Source organism: Pseudomonas bharatica CSV86 (genome assembly GCF_000319305.2).
GTDB classification, from domain to species: Bacteria; Pseudomonadota; Gammaproteobacteria; order Pseudomonadales; family Pseudomonadaceae; genus Aquipseudomonas; species Aquipseudomonas bharatica.
Window position 1 is genome coordinate 1175237 of the sequence record NZ_AMWJ02000002.1, and the last position, 18273, is coordinate 1193509.

Below are 18273 nucleotides of genomic sequence, written 5' to 3' on the forward strand. Positions count from 1 at the left end.
GCTGTAACCAGTCGCCATGGTTTTACGGAGGGCATCATGAAGATTCGCGAACTTGCACAGTACTGGGAACAGCACGCCAAAGGACGTCTGAGCCCGACCGGTCATGTCCTGCACCTGGACGTCGAGGCCTCGGCGCGCCTGGCGGCACTGGCCGAAATGTATCCCAAGCGCACCCCGGAGGAACTGCTCGGCGAGCTGCTGGGTGCGGCACTGGAAGAGCTGGAAGCGAGTTTCCCGTACGTTCAGGGGCAGCAGGTGATCGCCACCGATGAGGAAGGTGATCCGTTGTACGAGGATGTCGGGCCGACGCCGCGCTTCCTGGCGCTTTCGCGCCAGCATCTGCATGCGTTGAGCAGTGGCGAGGAAGGTTCTACCCACTGAAATCACTGACACATTAGCCCCTGTGGGAGCTGGCTTGCCAGCGACGAGGGCAGATCGGCCAACCTCATTGCTCAAGCCGGCCAAATCGCTGGCAAGCCAGCTCCCACAGGGATCTCCATCGGCGGAAGGGTCGGTGGATACCACTCCATCCCCGCAAAAGTTCCCGCCCCTCCCCACTGACCGATCAGTCAGAAAAACTCGCCCATCAAGCGGCACTTTTTGTGAACTTTTCAAAAAACCGGCGACTCCGAGCCAATAGCCACTACGGCAAAATTCCTCCCGGTTCCCTCCGGAGAGGTGTGTCGATGGACTGTTACGGATGTTCATCAGGAGTGATCCAATGGAGTTGACCACCATGAAGACCCGCATCGAGAAATCCCCGTTCCAACTGCGCGGGATCAAGCTGGCCGCCCTGGCCCTGGGCAGCAGCCTGGTTCTGGCCGGCTGTGCTGGCAAGCCACCCACCGAGCAATACGCCGTGACCCAGTCGGCCGTTAACTCTGCGGTGAGCGCCGGTGGCACCGAGTTTGCCGCCGTCGAGATGAAGGCCGCGCAGGACAAGTTCAAGCAAGCCGAAATCGCCATGCACGACAAGAAGTATGACGAAGCGAAGATTCTCGCCGAACAGGCCGAATGGGATGCCCGTGTTGCCGAACGCAAGGCCCAGGCCATGAAAGCCCAGAAAGCCGTGCAGGATGCCCGCCAGGGCGTCCAGGACGTACGCGAGGAAGGCATGCGTGCCGCTGACCCGCTGCAGCCGCAGCAGTAAGCGCCGCCGCGCTCCGTGCATTCGAAATTCGATCAAAGGACGAACACTATGCGTAACCACGTGATGATTCCCGCCCTCCTGGCCGTGAGCATGGGCCTGGTCGCCTGCGCCCACCAGCCGAACCCCAACCTGGAGTCGGCCCGGACCAACTTCTCCGCCCTGCAAAGCGACCCTCAGGCGAGCAAGGTAGCCGCCCTCGAGACCAAGGACGCCCAGGACTGGCTGAACAAGGCCGACAAGGCCTACATGGACAAGGAAGACGACAAGAAGGTCGACCAGTTGGCCTACCTGACCAACCAGCGCGTCGAGGTGGCCAAGCAGACCATCGCCCTGCGCACCGCCGAAGCCGAGCTGAAAAACGCCGCCGCCCAGCGCGCCCAGGCCCGCCTGGACGCTCGCGACGCGCAGATCAAGAAGCTCCAGGAAAGCCTCAACGCCAAGCAGACCGAGCGCGGCACCCTGGTGACCTTCGGTGACGTGCTGTTCGACTTCAACAAGGCCGAGCTGAAGAGCAGCGCCTACCCGAACATCACCAAGCTGGCCCAGTTCCTCCAGGAAAACCCGGACCGCAAGGTGATCGTCGAGGGCTACACCGACAGCGTCGGCAGCGCCGGCTACAACCAGTCCCTGTCCGAGCGCCGCGCCAACTCGGTGCGCATGGCGCTGGTCCGTGCCGGTGTGGACCCGGCCCGTATCGTCGCCCAGGGTTATGGCAAGGAGTATCCGGTAGCGGACAACTCCAGCAACTCCGGTCGCGCGCAGAACCGTCGGGTGGAAGTGACCATTTCCAACGACAACCAGCCGGTGGCACCGCGCAGCAGCGTGAGCAGCGCGCAGTAACCTGCTGGCTATGACGAAAAATCCCGCCGGTTGGCGGGATTTTTTTTACCCACCAAAAAGCAAAAGCACCTATAAAAGCACCTTTAAAGACACCTATTAAAGAGCTACCATTCCGGCCACGCAGTATCGGCTTCGATCAGGGTCTGAAATACAGATCCGGACTACCGATCCCGGAGCTCTCTCCCGACAGCAGAACTCGACAGGAAGTGTTGCCATGGCAATGACATTCGCGGTGTTGGCCGATGTAGCGGCATCGGTCACCGACCTTAAAAAAGATCCAATGGGCACTTTGCGCGAAGGTAAAGGCGAAACCGTGGTCATCCTCAACAGAAACGCACCGGCCTTCTATGCAGTTCCACCGGACCGCTATGAGGCGATGATGGATCTGATCGACGATGTCCAGTTGGCAGAGCTTGTACGCCAGCGGCGTGGCGAGCCCACTGTCAGGGTAGATATCGATGAGCTCATCGCAGACGCCAAAGGAAGCGGCAACTGACTACGCGCTGGAATTCAATCTGAGGGCCAAAAAGGAGTTCGACAGGCTGGATGCAGCGATCCGCCTGCAACTGGCCAAAAAGCTGAAATCCAGGCTGGCTGAACCGAGGGTGGACGCCGACAAGCTTTCAGGGATGCCGGACTGCTACAAGATCAAGTTGCGCAGTTCTGGTTATCGGCTGGTGTATCAGGTTTTCGATAAGCGATTGGTGGTGCTGGTAATTGCGGTGGGCAAGCGGGAGAACAACCAGGCTTACGGCGCGGCCTTATCACGGTTCACACACTGATAGCGCTTGCACCACCGCTATCGCGGGCAACGCCAGCTCCCACAGGGTCTGCGGTGCACGCGTCCCTTGTGGAGCTGGCGTTGCCAGCGATATGACAGGGAAGACACAACAAACCTACTGGACCGCCTGCGGCGTCTCCTGCCCCATGCAGCGCACCGCCTGCTTCTTGCTGTCCACCAGCACGCCGGTCAAGCCCTTCTGCTGCATGTCGAACAGCACCAGCACGCCGTCGATGCACTGGGCCATCTGCGGTGCCGGGTTGATCGATAGCTTGTAGTCCTCGCCCGGCACCGTCTTGAGCATGGTGAATTCCGATAGCAACAAGGCGTCCTCCGGCTTGGCGAAATGCAGGTAGCCGTAGTACCACAGGGCGCAGACCGTGCCGACGATACTGCAGACCCCGGTGATGATCAGGGGGATGGCGTTGCGTTCTTCACTCATTGCGACTTCTCGTCAGGGTAGTTGGGGACTTCGGCCAGGCGGCGCAGGCCGTTGAAATGTTCGGGGTCGTCGAGGAACCGCAGCATGACCTGGCGCCAGGTCGGGTCGCCGAAGGTCTGCACGTGTCCGCCACGCACCAGTTGCAATACCCGCGGCGGCGGCGCGGCCTGGTACAGGCGGATACCGTTGTCCATGGGTACCAGCGCATCGTCGATGCTGTGGAAGAACAGCTTGGGCGGGCTGTCCAGGCGCGCGATGGAACGGATCGCACTGTCTCCATCGGGCACCAGCCACGACAGCGGCACCTGCATCGGCCAGGTCAGCCATGAAGTCCCCAGGGCGAAGCGTCCGACATCGCGATAACTGGCCGGGACGCCGTCGAACACCAGCGCCTTGAAGCGCGCAGCCTGCTCGGGATGCTGCGCCAGGTAGTGAATCGCCATCGCCCCGCCCAGGCTTTGCCCAAGCAGGACCCGTGGCTTGCCCTGGACTTCCGGGGCCTTGTCCAGCCAGTCGAAGGCGGCGGCGAGGTCCTGGTAGACCTCGGGCAGCGTCGGCTTGCCTGCCGACAGTCCATAACCGCGGTAATCGATCATCAGTACCTGGTAGCCCTGTTCCGGCAGCCAGTAGCTCGCCCCCAGATGCCAGGCCAGGTTGCCGCCATTACCATGCAGGTGCAGCACCGTGCCCTTCACCTCGACGCCTTCCTTGGCCGGCAGCCACCAGCCATGCAGGCGCGTGCCATCGGCGGCGGTGAGGGTCACGTCGCGCCAGGCGATCTTCGCCTTTTCTGGCGTGAACGGCTGCCCGGGCTCGGGATAGAACAGTAGCGAACTGCACCCGGACAACCCCGGCAGCAACAGGCACGAGAGCACTATCGCGCGCCAGCGCTCAGAGAATGTTCGAATAGTCGGCTTCAATGCGATCCAGGCTCAGGTGATTGAGGAAGTTGGAGAAGCACATCCATGCCGACAGGGCATTGAGGTCGCGGAACTGCTCCGGCAGGTACTTGGGCGGTTCCACCAGCCCTTCGTCGACCAGCTGGCGCAGGGTGCGCATGTCTTCCAGGGTGGTCTTGCCGCAGAACAGCAGCGGGATCTGCTCGAGCTTGCCCTTCCTCACGGCCAACTGAATGTAGTTGTAAACCATGATGAAACCCTTGAGGTAGGACAAGTCCTTGGTAAATGGCAAGCCGTTCGGCACCGAACCCCGGAACACCCGGCTGGCATTGCCATAGCTCTCCGCCATTTCGAAGCCCTGGTCGCGGAAGAACTGGTAGATCTGCAGGAAGTCGGCGCCCTCCTCCACCATATGGATGGCGCGGGTGCGGTTGGTCAGCTTGCGCAGGCGGGTCGGGTAGGAGGCGAAGGCAATCACTTCCATGAGGATCGCCAGGCCTTCCTGGGTGACGGTGGACGACGGCGGGCCCTTGGCGAGAAAGGTGCAGATCGGCTGGTTGAGGCCGTTGAGAGTAGTGCCGACGTGGACCAGCCCTTCGTGGACCTCCAGCGCCCGCACATCACGGCTGTTGAACATGGCGTCGGCGCGGATCTTGATGTAGTCGGCGCCCGCCGCCGCGTCGGCGACGATACCGTCGGACTCGAACACCCGGATGGTCCCCTCCGCCTCGCCGAACACGGTATTCAGGCGGCGCTGGAGGATTTCCACGGCTTCCTTGGCAGTGAGGTTCTTCGGCTCGTCCTTGAGATCGCCACGGCCGTCGATATTGTTCAGGTAGTCGGAGAGCATCAGGCCGAGATCGGCGAGGGTCGGGTCACCCGCATGGAACGCGTCGGACGCGGCGCCGTAGAGCTCCTGGGAGATCAAGCCGAAATCCTCGGTGCCACGCGCCTCGAGCATGCGCACCACCATGCGGTACTCCTTGCACATGCGCCGCATGATCTGCCCGACCGGGTTGAACTGGCCGAGCTGACGGGTGATATCGCGCTCGATGTTCTGGAATTCCAGCTTCAGCGCAGCGGAATCGAAGGACAGCGGCCGGTTCTGGTAGTACTCGCGGCTGATCGCCGGTGGCTCCTTGCCCTTGGCCTTGAAGAAACCCTGACGGATGCTGTCGTCCCACTTCACCGCATCCAGCACGCGTATCGGCGTCTGCGCCTGGACGATACGGTCGGAAAGGGTGCGAATCGTCTGCTGGTACTCGTCCACGCTCATGCCTCGCTGTTCCTTTTGTTTCGGCTTACTTCCCCGCCCGCTGGAAGCGCGCCACTTCCACGAACAGATCGGAGTTGGCTGGATCGTCCAGATAGGCCAGGACCCGCTCGGCCGGGCTGTCGATCAGCACACCCTGGCCGTTGTCCTCGGGGACTTCGATGCTGCGTCCGCTCAGTTCCTTGTTGTCCAGGGCCTGGGTGACCTGCTCGACGTCGAGGTTGTAGACCACCAGTTCGTTGTTATCGATCACTTCGAAGCCGCCGATCAGGAAGTTGCCGCCAAGCTTCTTCGGCACCCCGGCCGACAGGTACCAGCGGTTGCCGTGCCGGGACACGGTGAAGGCGTACTCCTCGCGCGGCTTGCCCTTGGCACTGGCCACGGCCTTGTAGGCATTGCCGCCGGACCGGCTGATCTGCAGGGTCAGCGGCTCGCCCCAGGCGTCCTTGCTCGACCACTTGCCGAGCAACGCCCTGGGCGCCGCCTGGTTGGCCGGGATCGGCTCGTTGAAGGTCACCAGGCAGCCATTCAACAGCAGGAAAGACAGGGCCAGCAGTACACGCCAGGCTTTCATCGAAATCTCCTTGAAAGGCGCTCGCGGCTCACTCCGCCGCCAGCACCAGGTGCTGGTATCGGACAAGAATAGCGAGCATCTGCCCTTCAGCCTGCGGTTTTGCGGCTTCGAGCAGGCCCTGATACTCCATCTGCTCGATGATTGCCGTCAATACAATGGCGTCCTGTTGCGGCTGGCGCGAGCCCACCACCTGCAAAAGCTGGCAGGCGCCACGCAGGAGGATCTGCTCGTGCGACTTCACCAGCTCGGCCAGGCGCGGGCTCAGCAGCGCTTCCTGGCGGAAGGCCTGCTCGGCCATGAGAAAGTCGCGGCGATTGTGCAATTGGCGCTGGACATACTCGCAGGTCATCTTGGCCACCTCGTCGGCCAACCGCGCGCGGGAAGCCGGGCTGCCATCACCCTGGGCCAGCAACTGGCGCAGGACCACCTCGGTGCTTTCCCACAGCTTGGCCATGTAGGCGGCACTGCGCTCGACATACTGGGCGAAGGTATCGCTGAGCAGGTCCTGGATATCGTCGAAGTAGTAGGTGGTGGCCGACAGCGGCACGCCCGCCTCTGCCGCCACCGCGCGGTGGCGCACGCCACGCACGCCGTCACGGACGACGATGCGCATGGCCGCATCGAGAATCTGCTGGCGACGCTGCTCGCTGCCCTGGCGGCTGGCCTTGCGGCCCTGGTACTGGACGCTTTCGGCGACGGCGGAGGCAACGCCGGCGGCGCCTTGTTGGGGCTGGGAGGGAGTCACGGGCGGTTACCTCGAAATCGGGATTTTCGGGCATGAAAAAGCCGCTCTTGGCGGCTGATTCATAGTGTCCTTCAGGGCCTCATCGCTGGCAAGCCAGCTCCCACAGGTACGGCGTGGCTTGCCAGCGATGGGGGCCTTCAAGCCTGGTGAAGATCAGGCCTGCGGACGCATGTGCGGGAACAGGATCACATCACGGATCGACGGCGAGTTGGTCAGCAGCATCACCAGGCGGTCGATACCGATGCCTTCACCCGCAGTCGGCGGCATGCCGTATTCCAGGGCGCGGACGAAGTCGGCGTCGTAGTGCATGGCTTCGTCGTCACCAGCGTCCTTCTCGGCCACCTGGGCGAGGAAACGCTCGGCCTGGTCTTCGGCATCGTTGAGCTCGGAGTAGGCGTTGGCGATCTCGCGGCCACCGATGAACAGCTCGAAGCGGTCGGTAACGTTCGGGTTGGCGTCGTTGCGGCGCGCCAGCGGCGAGACTTCGAACGGGTACTCGGTGATGAAGTGCGGCTGCTCCAGCTTGCTCTCCACCAGTTCCTCGAAAATCATCACCTGCAGCTTGCCCAGGCCTTCGTGACCGAGCACCTTGGCACCGGCCTTCCTGGCGATTTCGCGAGCCTTGTCGACGTCCAGCAGGTCAGCCTCGGTCAATTCCGGGTTGTACTTGAGGATCGAGTCGAATACCGACATCCGCGCGAACGGCTCGCCGAAGTGGAACACCTTGTCGCCGTACGGCACGTCGGTAGTGCCGAGCACCAGTTGCGCCAGCTCGCGGAACAGTTCCTCGGTGAGGTCCATGTTGTCGGTGTAGTCGGCGTAGGCCTGGTAGAACTCCAGCATGGTGAACTCGGGGTTGTGCCGGGTCGAGACGCCTTCGTTACGGAAGTTGCGGTTGATCTCGAAGACCTTCTCGAAGCCACCGACCACCAGGCGCTTGAGGTACAGCTCCGGCGCGATGCGCAGGAACATCGGCATGTCCAGGGCGTTGTGGTGGGTTTCGAACGGCTTGGCCGCGGCGCCGCCCGGAATGGTCTGCAGCATCGGCGTCTCGACCTCGAGGAAGTCGCGCTTGGCCAGGAAGCTGCGGATATGCGAGATCACCAGGGAACGCACGCGGAAGGTCTCACGGGTGTCTTCGTTGACGATCAGGTCGACGTAGCGCTGGCGATAGCGCTGCTCGGTGTCGGTCAGGCCATGGTGCTTGTCCGGCAGCGGGCGCAGCGACTTGGTCAGCAGGCGCACGCGGGTCATCTCGACGTACAGGTCGCCCTTGCCGGAACGGGCCAGGGTGCCTTCGGCGGCGATGATGTCGCCCAGGTCCCAGGTTTTTACCTCGGCCAGGGTTTCTTCGGGCAGGGTCTTGCGGTTGACGTAGACCTGGATGCGCCCGGTCATGTCCTGGATCACCATGAACGAACCGCGGTTGAGCATGATGCGCCCGGCAACCTTGACCGGGATCGCAGCCGCTTCCAGCTCTTCCTTGGTCTTGTCGACATACTGCTTCTGCAGGTCGTTGCAGTAGCTGTCGCGGCGGAAGTCGTTGGGGAAGGCCTGGCCCTTGGCGCGCGCTGCGGCAAGTTTTTCCTTGCGCAGGGCGATCAGGGCGTTTTCTTCCTGTTGCAGGTCTTGCGATTCGGTCTTGAGTTCGCTCATGTCGTCATTCTTTCCATCAGGTATTCGTTGCCCGTTCCGGGCAGGGCACGCGCCCCAGGCGCTTGGCCTGGGGGCGCGGCAGTGGTGTACGGCTTACAGCCCCTGCTTGAGGCTCGCTTCCAGGTACTGGTCCAGGTCGCCGTCCAGGACCTTCTGGCAGTCGCTGCGCTCGACGCCGGTACGCAGGTCCTTGATACGCGAGTCGTCCAGCACGTAGGAACGGATCTGGTGACCCCAGCCGATGTCCGACTTGCTGTCTTCCAGGGCCTGGGAGGCGGCATTGCGCTTCTGCATCTCCAGCTCGTACAACTTGGCCCGCAGCATTTTCATGGCGGTGTCCTTGTTGGCGTGCTGGGAGCGTTCGTTCTGGCAGGCCACCACGGTGTTGGTCGGCACGTGGGTGATACGCACCGCCGAGTCGGTGGTGTTGACGTGCTGGCCGCCGGCGCCGGAGGAGCGATAGGTGTCGATGCGCAGGTCGGACGGGTTGATCTCGATCTCGACCTTGTCGTCGATCTCGGGCGAGACGAACACCGCGGAGAACGAGGTGTGGCGACGGGCGCCGGAGTCGAACGGGCTCTTGCGCACCAGGCGGTGCACGCCGATCTCGGTACGCAGCCAGCCGAAGGCGTACTCGCCCTTGATATGCACGGTGGCGCCCTTGATGCCGGCGACTTCGCCTTCGGACAGTTCGATGATGGTCGCGTCGAAGCCGCGCTTGTCGGCCCAGCGCAGGTACATGCGCAGCAGGATGTTGGCCCAGTCCTGCGCTTCGGTACCGCCGGAGCCGGCCTGAATGTCCAGGTAGGCGTTGTTCATGTCCATCTCGCCGCTGAACATGCGCCGGAATTCCAGCTTGGCCAGGTGTTCCTCGAGTTGCTGCAACTCGGCCACGACGTCTTCGACGGCGCTCTCGTCGTTCTCCTCGACGGCCATGTCGAGCAGGTCCTTGCAGTCGGCGAGGCCGCCGGAGAGCTTGTCCAGGGTTTCCACGACCTGCGCCAGCATGGCGCGCTCGCGGCCAAGGCCCTGGGCGTATTCGGGCTTGTTCCAGACGTTCGGGTCTTCGAGCTCGCGGTTGACTTCGATCAGGCGGTCATGCTTGTGATCGTAGTCAAAGATACCCCCGAATGGACTCGGAACGCTCGGTGAGGTCCTTGATGGTATTCAGGATCGGATTGATTTCCATGGGCGGGCTGCTCTCGTGCGTAATTCGGTGAAAAGCCGGGGAGTATAGCGCAGGGGGGGTGGCGGGGGACAAGCTGGAAGCTACGGGCGGCAGGGTGATTTACAGGAATATCGGAAAATGGCGGTGCTTTTGCTGGCCTCATCGCTGGCAAGCCAGCTCCCACAGGGACTGCATGCACCTGTGGGAGCTGGCTTGCCAGCGATGGGGCCCTCAAGCCACGGCTACACGGTTGCGGCCGCCGTTCTTGGCCTGGTACAGGGCATTGTCCGCCGCCGAGATCAGTTGCCGGCAGTGGCTGCCGACCCCCGGGGTCTGGGTGGCCAGGCCGATGCTGACGCTGAGCACCGAGTCCTGCGCCGGCATGATATGGGCGATGCGCGCGGCCTCCACGGTCTGGCGCAGTTTCTCGGCCAGCAGGCGGGCGCCACCCGGCGAGGTATTGGGTAGCACCAGGGCGAACTCTTCGCCGCCATAGCGCGCCGGCAGATCGCTTGGCCGTGCGCAGCACGAGCGAATGGCCTCGGCCACCTGGCGCAACGCCTCGTCGCCGGCCAGGTGGCCGAAGGTGTCGTTGAAAGACTTGAAGTAATCCACGTCCACCATCAGCAGCGACAACTGCGACTGCTCGCGCATGGCCCGGCGCCATTCCAGCTCCAGGTACTCGTCGAAGTGGCGACGGTTGGACAACCCGGTCAGGCCATCGGAGTTCATCAGCCGCTGCAGCACCAGGTTGGTATCGAGCAACTGCTGCTGGCTGACCCGCAGCGCACGATAGGCCTCGTCGCGCTGCAACAGGGTCATGTAGGACCGCGAGTGATAGCGGATCCGCGCCACCAGCTCTATGTTGTCGGGCAGCTTGACCAGATAGTCGTTGGCCCCGGCGGCGAAGGCCGCGCTTTTCACCAGCGGGTCTTCCTTGGTCGAGAGGACGATGATGGGGATGTCCTGGGTCGCCGGGTTGGCGCGGTACTCGCGCACCAGGGTCAGGCCGTCGAGGCCCGGCATGATCAGGTCCTGGAGGATCACCGTCGGCTTGATCCGCACCGCCTGGGCCACGGCCTCGTGCGGATCGGCGCAGAAGTGGAAGTCGATGTTGTCTTCCTGGGCCAGGCCCCGGCGCACGGCTTCGCCGATCATCGCCTGGTCATCGACCAGCAGCACCATCGCCGAATTCTCGTCAGAGGTTGAAAAGCCGTCGATCGGTAGATCATTCATGCGCTGTCACCTGGGCACTGCCGGCGCCGCCGGCGTGACTCAATACATATCGTCATTTCGGGAAAATTTCCATTAGTCGTGGGGCTATCCGCTCCAGCGGACGCACTTCCACGGCCGCGTCGATGGCGACGGCGGCCTTGGGCATGCCGTACACCGCACTGCTCTGCTGGTCCTGGGCGATGGTCAGGAAGCCCTGCTCGCGCATGAGCTTGAGCCCCTGCGCACCATCGCGGCCCATGCCGGTGAGCAGCACGCCCACCGCATCGCCACGCCAGAACCGCGCCACGCTCTCGAAGAACACGTCGATCGAGGGGCGGTAGATCTCGTTCACCGGCTCGGCCGTATAGGCCAGGGTGCCATCCCTGAGCAGGCGGATATGATGGTTGGTCCCGGCCAGCAGCACGTGCCCGGGTTGCGGCGGTTCGCCCTCGCGGGCCAGGCGCACCTTCTGCTCGGAACTGCTGGCCAGCCACTCGGCCATGCCGCCGGCGAACACCTGGTCGACATGCTGGACCAGCACGATCGAAGCCGGAAAAGCCTTGGGCAAGCCCTTGAGCAGCACTTCCAGCGCGGCCGGCCCGCCTGCGGACGAACCGATGGCAACCAGGCCCTGGCGTTGCACCGCCTGGCGCACCGGGGCCGCCACCGGGCGTACGCTGCTGCCGCGCTGCTGGCCGATGAGCCAGGAGATATTGAGGATCTTGCGCAACAAGGGGGCCGCGGCTTCCTTCGGATCGCCGCTGCCCAGCGCCGGCGTATCGACCACGTCCAGGGCGCCATGCCCCATGGCCTCGAATACCCGGTGCACGTTCTGTTGCCGATCGACGGTGACGATAACGATGGCGCACGGCGACTCGGCCATGATCCGCCGGGTCGCCTCCACACCGTCCATCAGCGGCATGATCAGGTCCATCAGCAGCAGGTCCGGGGTCTGCTCGGCGCAGCGCTGCACCGCCTCCACGCCATTGCTGGCGACCCAGATCACCTCGTGCGCCGGCTCGAAGGCCAGCGCCCGGCGCAGGGCCTCGACGGCAAGGGGCATATCATTGACGATGGCGATCTTCATCCCTGGGCACTCCCGATCAGCTCGACTACGGCATCCAGCAAGGCGTCGTCATGGAAACTCGCCTTGGCCAAATAATAGTCAGCCCCGGCATCCAGCCCGCGCCGTCGGTCTTCTTCCCGGTCCTTGTAGGACACCACCATGACCGGCAGCGATTGCAGGCGGCTGTCGCGGCGCACCAGCGTCACCAGCTCGATACCGTCCATGCGCGGCATGTCGATATCGGTAATGAGCAGGTCGAAATCCTCGCTGCGCAGGGCGTTCCAGCCGTCCATGCCGTCCACCGCCACCGCCACCTGGTAGCCGCGGTTGCTTAGCAGCTTGCGTTGCAGCTCGCGCACGGTGAGCGAGTCGTCTACCACCAGCACGCGCTTGCGCGCCGCTTCACGGGCACTGCCGCGGCGCTCGATACGCTCCAGGCGGCCGGTACCGAGCAGTTTTTCCACCGAACGCAGCAGGTCCTCGACATCGACGATCAACACCACCGAACCGTCGTCCAGCAAGGCCCCGGCAGAAATGTCCTGGACCTTGCCCAGGCGCGAATCCAGCGGCATGACCACCAGCACGCGCTCGCCGACCAGGCGGTCGACGGCCACGCCGTACAGCGTCTCGCGCTCGCGGATCACCACCACCTTGATGCTCTGCTCGCTGTTCTGGCCGACCGGCCGATTGAGCAACTGGCTGGCCGACACCAGGCCCACGGCCCGGCCTTCGTGCCAGAACTGCTGGCGCCCCTCGATCTGCACGATCGCCTCGGCGGACAGTTCCAGGGTGCGTTCGATATGAGCCAGGGGGAAGGCGTAGGCTTCGCCGCTCACCTGCACCACCAGGCTGCGCACCACCGACAGGGTCAGCGGGACTTCCAGATGGAAGCGACTGCCGCTGCCGTCGCCCTGGGTCATCCCGACCTGGCCGCGCAACTGGCGGACCATGTGCTGCACCGCGTCCAGGCCGACACCGCGCCCGGACACCTCGGTAACCTTGTCGCGCAGGCTGAAGCCGGGCAGGAAGAGGAAGGTCAGCAGCTCCGCCTCGCTCATCTGCGCCACGGTCTCGGCCGGTGACAGATTGCGCTCTACGATGCTGCGACGCAGGCGCTGCAGATCGACGCCGCCGCCATCGTCGCTCAATTCGAGCATCAGCAATCCGGCCTGGTGGGAAGCGCGCAAGCGGATGGTGCCTTCCGCCGGCTTGCCCGCGGCCAGGCGCTGCTCCGGCAGTTCGATGCCGTGATCGACGGCATTGCGCAGCAGATGGGTCAGCGGCGCTTCGAGTTTTTCCAGCACGTCGCGGTCCACCTGGGTCTTCTCGCCTTCGACTTCCAGGCGCACCTGCTTGCCGAGGGAACGTCCCAGGTCGCGGACCATGCGGCTCTGTCCGGCCAGCACGTCGGCGAACGGGCGCATGCGACAGGCCAGGGCCATGTCGTAGAGGTTCTGCGCGCGCTGCCCGGCCTGCCAGCCCAGCTCGTCGAGATCGACCACCTGCTGCTGCAGCATCTGTTGTGCTTCGCCCAGCAACTGTTGGGTCAGGGCCAGGGCCTGGTGAATGTCTTCACCCTGCCCGCCGGCCTCGATCTGCGCCTTGAGTTCGTCGAGGACGCGCAGGCTCTGGCCCTGCACGCGCTTGAGGCGCTGCAGGGTGGCCAGGAACGGCTTGAAGCGCTGGGTTTCCACCAGGGCCTTGCTGGACAGGTCGAGCAGGCTGTTGAGGCGCTCGGCCGTGACCCGCAGGACCCGTTCGCCACCCTCGACCGCCTTGCCCTTGGACACCGTTCGCGGTTCGGGCTCGGCTGGCGGCTCCTCGGGCGCAGCCGCTGCCACGGTCTCTGGCTCCGGCTCGGGCACCGGTGGCACAACCGGCACCGGTGCCGGCGCAGCACCGGGCTGCAACAGCTCGGCCACCTGCACCAGGTACGCCTGCACCGCCGCGTCCACCGACGTATCCCCCGGCGTGGCAATACGCATCAGCAGATCGGTGCCCTGCAGCAACGCATCGATATGTTCCGGACGCAGGCGCAGGCGCCCTTCCTGGGCTTCCACCAGGCAATCTTCCATGACATGGGCCACGCTGACCCCGGCATCGATGCCGACGATCCGTGCCGCGCCCTTGAGCGAGTGCGCAGCACGCATGCACGCCTCGAGCTGGTCGGCCTGGGCCGGATTGCGCTCGAGCGCCAGCAGCCCGGCGCTGAGCACCTGGGTCTGGGCTTCGGCTTCGAGGCTGAACAGCTCCAGCAACGAGGCATCGCGCATCTGCTCTGGGGTCATGAAAGGCTCCGCTCGACTGCAGACAACAACTGGTCTTCATCCAGGATTCGCACGCTTCGCCCGCGCCATTGAAGGATGTGCCGGGTAAAACGGTTTTCGTGGGCGGTTTCGCCGCGCAGGCGCAGGTCGAGGGCGTGGATGCCGTCCACCTCGTCCACCGGCAGCACCACCGCGCCGCCCCTGGCAGCCAGGATCAGCATGCGCGGCATGACCCGGCCGGTACCGGGCGGGGCTTCGGTCAGCTCCAGCCCGAGCAGGTCACCGAGGGCCAGGCAAGGCACCAGTGCGCCGCGCACATTGGCCACCCCAGCAGCATCCGCGAGCGCTGGTGCGGCAGCGAGTGCACCGGTTGCACCGGCGCCACTTCGGCCAGGCAGCGGGTGGCCAGGGCCAGCCATTCCTCACCGAGACGGAACAGCAGCAGCGAAGGCCCCTGCTCCGCCTGTTCCTCGACCACTTCGCGGACATGGGCGTCCTGGGCCAGGGCATAACGGTCCAGCAGGCGCGTGGCCGCAGCGGCATACACCGGGCAATTGCGACAATGCACATGCTCCTCGAGCAACGGGCAGCTCTTGTCGCCGTGCACACCGATGCGGTTCCAGCAATCGTCGATGCGCTGCACATCGCCGGTCAGCACGTTGATTCCTTCGCTCATCGATCAGCCTCCCGCTCGCGCCGCGCGGCGCGCTCCTGCAAGCGCCGGGCGCCGGCCGTATCGCCCCGCGAGGCGAGCAATGCCGCCAGGTGGGCCAGGGCCTCGGGATGCTGCGGTTCCAGATACAGCGCCTTGCGGTACTGGTTGACGGCGTCGCTGCTGTCGCCGGCGGTGTCGCTGAGCAGCCCCAGCCAGTAGAACACCTGGGCCGAAGGCTCGAACTGCTTGAGGTAACGCTGGCAGGCGGCGCGGGCCTGCTCGCTGTTGCCGGCATTGGCGAGGACGGCGATCTGCGCCAGCAATTCGCCGGGCTGCTCGTTGCGCGCGGGCTGCGCCGGTCCAGGGGCCGGCGCGGGGATCCTGCGCCGCGCAGGTGGCGGCGCGGCCACTGCGGCCTGACGCAGCGGCGCGGCCCGAGGCGCTGCTACCTGCGCGGCCGGGCGCGGCGCCGGCATGGCTTCGGCGACCTGGCGGACATAGGCGAACGACTGGGCGATGCCCACCGGGCGCATGCCCAGGCGCGCCAGCAGGCTGCCTTCGGCCGGGCCGATGAACAGCACGCCATCGGCATGGGTCAGGTTCTTCAGCACTTCGAATACGCGCTGCTGGGTCGCCAGGTCGAAATAGATCAGCAGGTTGCGGCAGAACACGAAGTCATAACTGCCCTGGCGAACCAGCAGGGCCGGGTCCAGCACATTGCCAACCTCGAAACGCACCTGGCGCTGCACCCGTGCGTCGAGCTCATGGCCCTCCTCGCTTGCGCTGAAATGTCGCTCGCGAAACGCCTGGTCGGGCCCGCGGAAGGAGTTGCGCCCATACAGGGCGCGCTGGGCACGGGCAATGGAATTGGGGCTGATGTCCATGGCCTCGACCGTGAACGCCTGGGCCGGCACACCGCCGTCGAGCAGGGCCATCGCAATGGAATAGGGCTCCTCGCCGGTGGAACAGGGCAGGCTGAGAATCTTCAGAGACCGCGCACCGCCCAGTTCCGCCAGGCGTTTGCGCGCCAGTTCCAGAAGCGCAGCGAAGGACTCCGGATAGCGGAAGAACCAGGTCTCGGGAACGATCACCGCCTCGATCAGTGCTTGCTGTTCGGCGTGGGACTGCTGCAACTGCACCCAGTAATCGTCCAGGTCATTGGCCGCCAGCGCCGCGCAACGCTGGCGCAGGGCGCGCTCGACCATCTGCTCGCCGACCGAGCTGACATCCAGCCCGATGCGCTCCTGAAGAAAACGGAAGAAACGCCGCTCGATGGTCATGCCGGGCCCCCGTCGGCGGGGAACAGCATCGAACGCACCTGCTCGTCGAGCAGGTCCTGCACGCCGATCCATTGCAACAGGCCATCGGCATCCTCGCGCACCGGGCCGAGATAAGGCGCCTCGCGGTTGTCCACGCCGTAGGGGCGGAACTGTGCCGGATCGCAGCGCAGGGTATCGCTGGCCTGTTCGAGGATCAGCCCGAGCAGCAGGTCCGGCCGCGCCGGATCGAAACGGTAATGCACCAGCACCAGGCGCGTGCTGGTGCGCTGCGGCGCTGGCGTACCGAAGGTCAGGGCGCTGACATCAATCACCGGCACCAGCACGCCACGGTGGGCCAGAACCCCGGCGACATAGCCCGGAGCATGGGGCAGCGGTTTCAAGGGCAGGCGCGGCAACACCTCGGCGACTTCCCGGGTGTCCAGGGCAAAACGCTCGGCGCCGATACGGAACACCAGGAACAGGCGTTCCTGGCAAGCCGCGTCCGGGCTGCGGCGGGGCGTGGGCTCGGTCATCGTCACGTCAGACTTTGAACCGCGAGACACCGCCGCGCAGACCGACCGCGACCTGGCTCAATTCGTCGATGGCAAAACTGGCCTGGCGCAACGACTCCACGGTCTGGCTGCTGGCATCGCTGAGCTGGGCCAGGGCGTGGTTGATCTGCTCGGCGCCCGTGGCCTGGGCCTGCATGCCTTCGTTGACCATCAGCACCCGCGGCGCCAGGGCCTGGACCTGATGGATGATCTGGCTCAACTGCTCGCCGACCTGCTGGACCTCGAACATGCCGCGGCGCACTTCCTCGGAAAACTTGTCCATGCCCATCACCCCGGCGGAGACCGCCGACTGGATCTCGCGGACCATCTGCTCGATGTCGTAGGTGGCCACGGCGGTCTGGTCGGCCAGGCGGCGCACCTCGGTGGCGACCACTGCAAAACCGCGACCGTACTCGCCAGCCTTCTCGGCCTCGATCGCCGCGTTGAGCGACAGCAGGTTGGTCTGGTCGGCGACCTTGACGATGGTCACCACCACCTGGTTGATGTTGCCGGCCTTCTCGTTGAGGATCGCCAGCTTGTTGTTCACCAGGTCGGCGGCGCCCATCACCTGGTGCATGGTTTCCTCCATGCGCGCCAGCCCTTGCTGGCCGGAGCCGGCGAGCACCGAGGCCTGGTCGGCGGCGGTGGTCACTTCGGTCATGGTGCGCACCAGGTCGCGGGAGGTGGCGGCGATTTCCCGCGAGGTGGCGCCGATCTCGGTGGTGGTGGCCGCGGTTTCGGTGGCCGTGGCCTGCTGCTGCTTGGAAGTGGCGGCGATCTCGGTCACCGACGTGGTCACCTGCACCGAGGACCGCTGGGCCTGGGAGACCAGGCCGGTGAGTTCGCTGACCATTTCGTTGAACCCGGTTTCCACCGCGCCGAACTCGTCGTTGCGCTCCAGGTTCATGCGTACGCTGAGGTCGCCGCCGCGCAGGGTTTCCAGGGAGCGCACGATACGCTGCATGGGCTCGGTAATGACCCGCATCAGCAACAGGCCGCAAACGCCGGCGGCGATCACCGCCAGGATCAGCGACACCACCATGCTCAGCTTGGCGGTACTCACTGCCGAAACGATGCTGTCGGTGGCCTGGTCGGCATAGCGACGGTTCCAGTCGATCAGGTTGTTGACGCTCTTGCGCCCGGCGGCCCAGGTCGGCATCAGGTCTTCCAGGAGCACGCGCTGGGCTTCGGCGTAGTCCTGCTTGCCGTAGGCGTTGAGCACGGTGGTGAGGTACTGCTTGTACTCGGCGACCATGCCTTCGAACTGGGCGAAGTTGGCCTGGTCTTCCGAGTCGTTCATGGTCTTGCGGTAGTTGCCCATCTGCTGCTGCAGGTGCTCGTCGTAGCTCCTGTACAAGGCCATGTCGGCATCGGTCAGCGCGCGCCGGTCGTTGAGGCCGACCAGGCGCTGGGTCAGGATGAAACTGTCAACCCAGGCGCTGCGGATCATCGAGCTGTAGTAGACGCCGGGCATGCTGTCGGCACGGACTGCCTGCTCGCTTTCCTCGATGGTGATCAACCGCGAATAGGCGGCGACCACCATCAACGACATGATGGCGATGATCACGGCGAAACTTGCCAGGATCCGTTGGCGCAATGTCCAGTTCTTCACAATCAGCCCTCGAGCGTTGTACGCGGCAGGAAAAATGGGCTGATTATAGCCTAGGGCCTACGTATCGATAGGACTGATCCTACAGGGTTGATTGGGCAAAATGGCGACGCGCCGTGGCCA

The 18273-nt window shown here is 64.7% G+C and carries 17 protein-coding genes and 2 pseudogenes; 5 read left to right on the forward strand and 14 right to left on the reverse strand.

Features of this window, described 5'->3' with window-relative positions:
* Nucleotides 1–36: 36 nt before the first annotated feature.
* The 5 genes from CSV86_RS19270 (at nucleotide 37) to CSV86_RS19290 (ending at nucleotide 2772) form a co-directional block, all read left to right on the forward strand.
* The gene (locus tag CSV86_RS19270; RefSeq protein ID WP_009403270.1) at nucleotides 37–381 is read left to right on the forward strand and encodes a hypothetical protein; all 345 of its coding nucleotides are present in this window, start codon (nucleotides 37–39) and stop codon (nucleotides 379–381) included.
* Between the two features lie 340 nt (nucleotides 382–721).
* Nucleotides 722–1150, forward strand: a complete 429-nt coding sequence (locus tag CSV86_RS19275) for a DUF4398 domain-containing protein (protein ID WP_009403273.1) — start codon at nucleotides 722–724, stop codon at nucleotides 1148–1150.
* Nucleotides 1151–1198: 48 nt separating this feature from the next.
* The gene (lptF, locus tag CSV86_RS19280; protein ID WP_009403275.1) at nucleotides 1199–1990 is read left to right on the forward strand and encodes a lipotoxin F family OmpA-related lipoprotein LptF; all 792 of its coding nucleotides are present in this window, start codon (nucleotides 1199–1201) and stop codon (nucleotides 1988–1990) included.
* A gap of 220 nt (nucleotides 1991–2210) precedes the next feature.
* Nucleotides 2211–2486: a type II toxin-antitoxin system Phd/YefM family antitoxin gene (locus CSV86_RS19285; RefSeq protein ID WP_170395107.1), complete on the forward strand. Its 276-nt coding sequence runs from the start codon at nucleotides 2211–2213 to the stop codon at nucleotides 2484–2486.
* On the forward strand, nucleotides 2449–2772 hold the full coding sequence (locus CSV86_RS19290) for a type II toxin-antitoxin system RelE family toxin (protein WP_009403283.1): 324 nt from the start codon (nucleotides 2449–2451) through the stop codon (nucleotides 2770–2772). The genes CSV86_RS19285 and CSV86_RS19290 overlap by 38 nt, the downstream gene beginning before the upstream one ends.
* A gap of 114 nt (nucleotides 2773–2886) precedes the next feature.
* On the opposite strand, the gene CSV86_RS19295 is transcribed toward CSV86_RS19290, so the two are convergent.
* From CSV86_RS19295 to CSV86_RS19360, 14 genes and pseudogenes are all read right to left on the reverse strand, one after another.
* Entirely contained in the window at nucleotides 2887–3213 is a 327-nt protein-coding gene (locus CSV86_RS19295; protein WP_009403285.1) for a PA3694 family proteiin, read from the reverse strand.
* Complete coding sequence (locus tag CSV86_RS19300; protein ID WP_037061482.1) at nucleotides 3210–4133, reverse strand: alpha/beta hydrolase; 924 nt, start codon at nucleotides 4131–4133, stop codon at nucleotides 3210–3212. The genes CSV86_RS19295 and CSV86_RS19300 overlap by 4 nt, the downstream gene beginning before the upstream one ends.
* On the reverse strand, nucleotides 4105–5388 hold the full coding sequence (locus CSV86_RS19305; protein ID WP_170394947.1) for a flavohemoglobin expression-modulating QEGLA motif protein: 1284 nt from the start codon (nucleotides 5386–5388) through the stop codon (nucleotides 4105–4107). Before CSV86_RS19305 ends, CSV86_RS19300 begins: the two co-directional genes overlap by 29 nt.
* Before the next feature lie 25 nt (nucleotides 5389–5413).
* Nucleotides 5414–5959: a LolA-like protein gene (locus tag CSV86_RS19310; protein ID WP_009403292.1), complete on the reverse strand. Its 546-nt coding sequence runs from the start codon at nucleotides 5957–5959 to the stop codon at nucleotides 5414–5416.
* A gap of 28 nt (nucleotides 5960–5987) precedes the next feature.
* Entirely contained in the window at nucleotides 5988–6704 is a 717-nt protein-coding gene (locus CSV86_RS19315) for a TetR/AcrR family transcriptional regulator (protein WP_009403294.1), read from the reverse strand.
* Nucleotides 6705–6857: 153 nt separating this feature from the next.
* A complete protein-coding gene (gene lysS / locus CSV86_RS19320) occupies nucleotides 6858–8360 on the reverse strand; it encodes a lysine--tRNA ligase (protein WP_009403296.1) in 1503 nt (500 codons plus the stop codon).
* Between the two features lie 93 nt (nucleotides 8361–8453).
* A protein-coding gene (gene prfB, locus CSV86_RS19325) for a peptide chain release factor 2 (protein ID WP_100228131.1) occupies nucleotides 8454–9549 on the reverse strand; the annotation gives its coding sequence in 2 pieces (ribosomal slippage) (nucleotides 8454–9476 and nucleotides 9478–9549; 1095 coding nt in all).
* Nucleotides 9550–9725: 176 nt separating this feature from the next.
* Nucleotides 9726–10764 (reverse strand): annotated as a pseudogene (locus CSV86_RS19330) (diguanylate cyclase domain-containing protein); the annotation flags it as partial.
* Between the two features lie 52 nt (nucleotides 10765–10816).
* A complete protein-coding gene (locus CSV86_RS19335; protein WP_009403302.1) occupies nucleotides 10817–11830 on the reverse strand; it encodes a chemotaxis response regulator protein-glutamate methylesterase in 1014 nt (337 codons plus the stop codon).
* Nucleotides 11827–14097, reverse strand: coding sequence for a hybrid sensor histidine kinase/response regulator (locus CSV86_RS19340; RefSeq protein ID WP_009403308.1), 2271 nt, complete (start codon nucleotides 14095–14097; stop codon nucleotides 11827–11829). The genes CSV86_RS19335 and CSV86_RS19340 overlap by 4 nt, the downstream gene beginning before the upstream one ends.
* Nucleotides 14094–14752: pseudogene (locus CSV86_RS19345) on the reverse strand (chemotaxis protein CheW). The gene CSV86_RS19340 and the pseudogene CSV86_RS19345 overlap by 4 nt, the downstream one beginning before the upstream one ends.
* Nucleotides 14749–16011, reverse strand: a complete 1263-nt coding sequence (locus CSV86_RS19350) for a CheR family methyltransferase (RefSeq protein ID WP_009403312.1) — start codon at nucleotides 16009–16011, stop codon at nucleotides 14749–14751. Before CSV86_RS19350 ends, CSV86_RS19345 begins: the two are co-directional and overlap by 4 nt.
* Nucleotides 16008–16523, reverse strand: coding sequence for a chemotaxis protein CheW (locus CSV86_RS19355; protein ID WP_009403314.1), 516 nt, complete (start codon nucleotides 16521–16523; stop codon nucleotides 16008–16010). The genes CSV86_RS19350 and CSV86_RS19355 overlap by 4 nt, the downstream gene beginning before the upstream one ends.
* 7 nt (nucleotides 16524–16530) lie before the next feature.
* On the reverse strand, nucleotides 16531–18153 hold the full coding sequence (locus CSV86_RS19360) for a methyl-accepting chemotaxis protein (RefSeq protein WP_009403321.1): 1623 nt from the start codon (nucleotides 18151–18153) through the stop codon (nucleotides 16531–16533).
* Nucleotides 18154–18273: the final 120 nt, after the last annotated feature.

What these genes read in the sequence shown, in the direction of transcription:
- CSV86_RS19350 (WP_009403312.1), bottom strand. Translation starts at nt 16,011, where the DNA reads ATGACCATCGAGCGGCGTTTCTTCCGTTTTCTTCAGGAGCGCATCGGG.
- CSV86_RS19285 (WP_170395107.1), top strand. Translation starts at nt 2,211, where the DNA reads ATGACATTCGCGGTGTTGGCCGATGTAGCGGCATCGGTCACCGACCTT.
- CSV86_RS19355 (WP_009403314.1), bottom strand. Translation starts at nt 16,523, where the DNA reads ATGACCGAGCCCACGCCCCGCCGCAGCCCGGACGCGGCTTGCCAGGAA.
- lysS (WP_009403296.1), bottom strand. Translation starts at nt 8,360, where the DNA reads ATGAGCGAACTCAAGACCGAATCGCAAGACCTGCAACAGGAAGAAAAC.
- CSV86_RS19290 (WP_009403283.1), top strand. Translation starts at nt 2,449, where the DNA reads ATGAGCTCATCGCAGACGCCAAAGGAAGCGGCAACTGACTACGCGCTG.
- CSV86_RS19275 (WP_009403273.1), top strand. Translation starts at nt 722, where the DNA reads ATGGAGTTGACCACCATGAAGACCCGCATCGAGAAATCCCCGTTCCAA.
- CSV86_RS19270 (WP_009403270.1), top strand. Translation starts at nt 37, where the DNA reads ATGAAGATTCGCGAACTTGCACAGTACTGGGAACAGCACGCCAAAGGA.
- CSV86_RS19295 (WP_009403285.1), bottom strand. Translation starts at nt 3,213, where the DNA reads ATGAGTGAAGAACGCAACGCCATCCCCCTGATCATCACCGGGGTCTGC.
- CSV86_RS19340 (WP_009403308.1), bottom strand. Translation starts at nt 14,097, where the DNA reads ATGACCCCAGAGCAGATGCGCGATGCCTCGTTGCTGGAGCTGTTCAGC.
- lptF (WP_009403275.1), top strand. Translation starts at nt 1,199, where the DNA reads ATGCGTAACCACGTGATGATTCCCGCCCTCCTGGCCGTGAGCATGGGC.
- CSV86_RS19335 (WP_009403302.1), bottom strand. Translation starts at nt 11,830, where the DNA reads ATGAAGATCGCCATCGTCAATGATATGCCCCTTGCCGTCGAGGCCCTG.
- CSV86_RS19310 (WP_009403292.1), bottom strand. Translation starts at nt 5,959, where the DNA reads ATGAAAGCCTGGCGTGTACTGCTGGCCCTGTCTTTCCTGCTGTTGAAT.
- CSV86_RS19305 (WP_170394947.1), bottom strand. Translation starts at nt 5,388, where the DNA reads ATGAGCGTGGACGAGTACCAGCAGACGATTCGCACCCTTTCCGACCGT.